Raw genomic sequence first — 4902 nt, 5'->3', positions numbered from 1 at the left:
GGCTCATTAACGAGCAGTTCATGGAGACCCCGTTCTACGGCAGTCGCCAGATGGCGCGTCACCTCAAGCGCCAAGGCTATGAAGTCGGGCGCAAACGTGTCCGGCGCCTGATGGCCAGAATGGGTTTGCAGGCGATATACCAGAAGCCCAAAACGACGGTGCGGCATCCGGAGCATCGTACCTATCCCTATCTGCTGCGCGGCTTGGTCATCGACCGGCCCAATCAGGTTTGGTGTGCCGACATCACCTACATACCCATGCGCCGCGGCTTCCTGTACCTCGTCGCTATCATGGACTGGTTCAGCCGCAAGGTCCTGGCTTGGCGGCTCAGCAATACGATGGATGTCGAATTCTGTATCGCCGCCTTGGAGGAAGCGATGGCGAACCACGGCCGGCCGGACATCTTCAATACCGATCAGGGCTGCCAGTTCACCAGTCCGAGGTTCACAGAGCTCTTGCGTGACGCCAGCGTCCGCCTGTCCATGGACGGACGCGGACGCTGGCTTGACAATGTTTTTATCGAGCGGCTTTGGCGCTCGCTGAAATACGATTGCATCTATCTCCATGTCTTCGAGGCCGGATCGGAGGCCCGACTTGGCATCGGCAGATGGATCGAATATTACAATCGACACCGGCCCCATTCGACCCTCGGCGGACAGACACCAGACGAGGCCTACCTGGGATCGGGAATAACGAGGCAAGCGGCATAATCACACCACAGGCACAAGCTTAGCAAAGCCGCAAATCTGTCCGTGAAACCGGGACCACCTCATAGCTCAGATGCCGGAACCGTCCTATTAAATCGGTCAACGCTCAATAGCCGAAATAGGACCGGATGTCGTCGTAGATTAGCAGGTCTATGTCGAGAAACTCAGTGGTGCTGAGTTTAAAGCGTAGTTCAGGAAACGTCTGGCTGATAACTTGTCCCAAATGCGGCGCATCGTCAGGACCGGCTTTCATCAGGAAGGTAATCTCAACATTGTCTCTGAGAGACCGTTGAATGGTCGACAGAAAAACGTCAACCCGGCGACTATACCTCTCTCGAAAATGAAAGAAGTTTTTTTCACTAAACCTATTTGGAGATTCCCATCCTTCGGAGACCGCCAGAAATGGGTGACCCGGTGACTCATGGTTGAAAATCATTCCGTATCTTTTGTTGACGATGAGATCGCCATAAGGTTTGTCCGACACAAAACTATACAGTAATTCACCCGTCGGCGTATTGAACTGACCTTTAGGGTTTTCGATCAGATCTATGTCATCAAAAAAGTCATCAAAACCGGTTTCAATAAAATGACATAGTGCTTCGCGCGTGGTCCAGCACAAGTCGAAAACCGAAGTCAACCTCCCTGCGGCACGGTCGGGTAACAGCTTGGCTTCAATCGCAGCCATGATCGGCTGACAGTTCAGACCAACGGATAAATACTCAGCCATTATTTACACTTCCCTGTCGCAATTTTAAAATTGGCTCAATTGGCCTTGAATGCGTGCCAAGCAACGAGATCGGAGAAAATCAATACCGATCAAGAGGAAACAAATCGAGATCGTTCTGTCAAAACATCCCGCCGTTCGAGTGTTTCATACTTTCAAACTTCACCATCATCGAGCTTGCGCCCTACCTGGCAAAATCGCTCAGAGCAGACGGGGTAAAAATAATTAAAACGCCAGCCACATTCTCTTGACGTAATTTGCCCGATGATTTCTAGTCTTATCGCGGTTAACGCGTAAGAAAAACGGCGAAACTTTGGGGATCATATGTCGACGACCATCAACGGTACAGCAAATGGTGAGGTGTTAACGGGCACTGACGACACTGACTTAATCTATGGCAACGACGGCGATGATGTTATACAAAATTTCTCATCCGTAGCGAATAGAGATGAATACTACGGTGGGGATGGCAACGACATATTTTACCTGCACGACAGTGGGCAAATCCTCAACTATAAAGTGGATGGCGGCACTGGCCTTGATACCCTTTTCGCTTGGCGTATCCAAGATCTGGTCATTTCAAATGTCGAACGGCTCGTGGCCACGACGAATTCGATCGAAGCCACCGCTGCGCAGGCCAATCAATTTTCATTTTTCGCTACAACGACCAATTCGGCGACAATCTATCTCACACTCTACGGGCCTGGCGGAACAATCAATTTGGCCGGCAAGACAAGTTCCAGCCAGGGCTTTGAAGTGTCGAGTGTAGGGCTGACGTCAGCGTCGAACGTCACCCTAACAAGTCATGACGATGGCTACACGAGCAGTATGGCTGGAGATACGGTACATGCCGGTGAAGGCAACGATACGATCGATGCCGGAAATGCCAACCTAACAGATATCTCAAGCACAAATGCATTTTACGGAGAGGGTGGTGATGACCGCATAAGCCTGGGCTTCGGTTACAATTTTGTTGACGGCGGAAGCGGTAACGACACGATTATCACGCATAACGGCGGGGCTGATACCCTTTTAGGTGGGCTTGGGAACGACCTGTTTGTTTTGAATCCAACTGAAAGCACGCATAGTTTCGTAATTGACGGTGGAGACGGCATCGACACAATTGAAGCAACATCTCTCCAAGACGTTTCAGTCAGCAATGTTGAAAATCTTGTTATTTACCCTAACTTCACGAGCGAAGCTTTCAAGCTTCAAGGGTTTAGCTCGATACGAAATCAGACGGCCAGTTCAAGCCCTGTCGTTGCCATAGATCTCGTCGGCGCAGGCGGCACGGTTGATTTTTCGCATAAGATTGCATCGGGTACAGATCTTAACATCGATGCAAGTAGGGTAACTTCGGCGTTAAATGTTACACTAAGCAATGCGTCAAATGGTGGATATAACGTATATACTGCAAGTTCGTATGCCGATACTGTACACGGAGGGGATGGTAGGGATACAATATACGCTATGGGAAGTGCGGACTATCATATATATAGTGGTTCAGGTAATGATTACATTTCAGTTGGATCTGGCAATACATATATTGACAGTGGAACCGGTAATGACAGTATCTCATTAGACTCTGCCGGTAGCGGTACTATTATTGGAGGGAGTGGCGACGACACCTTCGGAGTTACGGGCACCGGTAAAGTGAATTTCAACATTGATGGGGGAGACGGCTATGATACGATTACTGGCGAAGACTTCACGTCCGCCAAGATCACAAACGTCGAGCTGCTGCAGATAGCTGGAAATTTTTCGGGTAATGTTGAAAGCCTAAATTCTTTCGCGACGGTCGAGAACTATTTAAATAGTAGCGCCGGAAATCTGTACTTTTTCCTTTCAGGGACAGGTGGCGTTCTGGATATGCATTCTCAGTTGCGGTCCGTTTATTCCGCGTCCATTGATGCAAGCGGTCTCACCTCGTCAATAGCTGTCACGACAGCTGCTGGGAACGACACCATAACAGGCACGTCATACTCGGATACCCTTAACGGAGCGGCCGGAGCGGACGTCCTGATCGGGGAGGGAGGCAATGACATTTTGATTGGCGGCGCTGGAGCAGACGTCTTAAACGGCACTGGAGATGTATCCGCGATCGCAAGCTATGTTACCTCCACGACAGGCCTGACCGTCAATCTTGCCAATACCGCGTCCAACTCAGGCGATGCAACAGGTGACACATTCATCGCAATCACCGGTCTTGAAGGTAGCGCATTTGGCGACACCCTCTCAGGTAACGCGGACAACAACACTTTAATGGGTGGTGCCGGCAGCGACATACTTGACGGTGATGCCGGGACGGATACAGCTGTTTTCGCCTTCAATTACAACAAGGCTTCCGTCCTTTCGCAAAACGGTGTGTTGTATGTCTACGACAGAGCCACCGGCGACTTTGACCAACTGAAAAATATTGAGCGACTGCAGTTTGCGGACAGGAACCTAGCCTCGAGCGATTCCGCATCGTTCGATGCCTTGGCTTATATCGCGTCAAATCGTGATCTTTTGTTAGGCTTCGGCGCCAACGCAACTGCGGGCGTTCAACATTTCCTCGAGCATGGGGCCGCTGAACATCGTCCCGTGGATAGCTTTAATGCCTTGGAATACATTGCATCTAACCTAGATTTATTAAAGGGTTTAGGATCAAACGTCCTTGCTGGCGAGTTGCACTATATTCAACATGGATATGCCGAACATCGGACCACCAGCGCGTTTGATGCCTACCAGTACATGGCCTCAAACCTGGATCTGGTCGCCGGGCTGGGCGGCGACACGGATGCAGCCCGAAAGCACTATATTGACCATGGCTTCAGCGAGGGCAGGCCGCTCAATGCTTTTAACGCCTTGAAGTACCTCGCATCCAATTCGGACTTGATCGGGGCTTTTGGCTTTGATAGCGGTGCAGCGGTGAAGCACTATGTTGAACATGGATATGCCGAACACCGCGCCACTTCGTCCTTTGACGCCTTGGAATACATAGCTTCCAACCCTGATTTGATAAGCGCCTTTGGTACTAATACACAAGCTGCGGAACTGCACTTTGTTGAGACTGGTTTCAGCGAGCATCGTGCGACGACATCGTTCGATGCGCTGGAGTATATCGCCTCCAATCCTGATCTGATAAGAGCGTTTGGCAGCAACACTCAAGCCGCCGAAATGCACTACATCCAGTTTGGCTATAACGAACAACGCTCGGTAATTGGTTTCGATCCACTCGACTATCTGGCTTCAAACCCTGATTTGATCACGGCTTTTGGCGCTGATATAAAGTCAGCTGAAAGGCACTATATTGAGTTTGGGTTATCGGAACACAGATCTACGAATGCTTTTAACGCTGCGCAATATTTGGCCAACTATCCAGATCTACAAGCAGCGTTGGGGAATGATCTTCATTCAGCCGAAATGCATTACATTCTGCATGGAGCCGCTGAACATCGTACAGATCACGCCTTCGGTTAGCCTTAATCT

At 50.2% G+C, this 4902-nt stretch carries 3 protein-coding genes; 2 read left to right on the top strand and 1 reads right to left on the bottom strand.

The window, feature by feature from the left end; all coding sequences use genetic code 11:
• Nucleotides 1-710 (top strand): IS3 family transposase (locus AEAC466_RS43330; protein ID WP_023460283.1); only part of this gene is annotated, 710 nt, incomplete at its 5' end.
• 103 nt (nt 711-813) lie between these two features.
• Here the strand turns inward: AEAC466_RS43330 and AEAC466_RS43325 are convergent.
• A complete protein-coding gene (locus AEAC466_RS43325; RefSeq protein WP_023460282.1) occupies nt 814-1434 on the bottom strand; it encodes a DUF1796 family putative cysteine peptidase in 621 nt (206 codons plus the stop codon).
• 321 nt (nt 1435-1755) lie between these two features.
• Here AEAC466_RS43325 and AEAC466_RS43320 point away from each other — a divergent pair, with 321 nt between their 5' ends.
• The gene (locus tag AEAC466_RS43320) at nt 1756-4893 is read left to right on the top strand and encodes a beta strand repeat-containing protein (protein ID WP_023460281.1); all 3138 of its coding nucleotides are present in this window, start codon (nt 1756-1758) and stop codon (nt 4891-4893) included.
• Nucleotides 4894-4902 lie beyond the last annotated feature (9 nt).

The organism is Asticcacaulis sp. AC466, assembly GCF_000495815.1.
GTDB lineage: Bacteria > Pseudomonadota > Alphaproteobacteria > Caulobacterales > Caulobacteraceae > Asticcacaulis.
The sequence above is the reverse complement of the archived record's forward strand: the minus strand, read 5'-3'. Positions and strand labels throughout refer to the sequence as shown.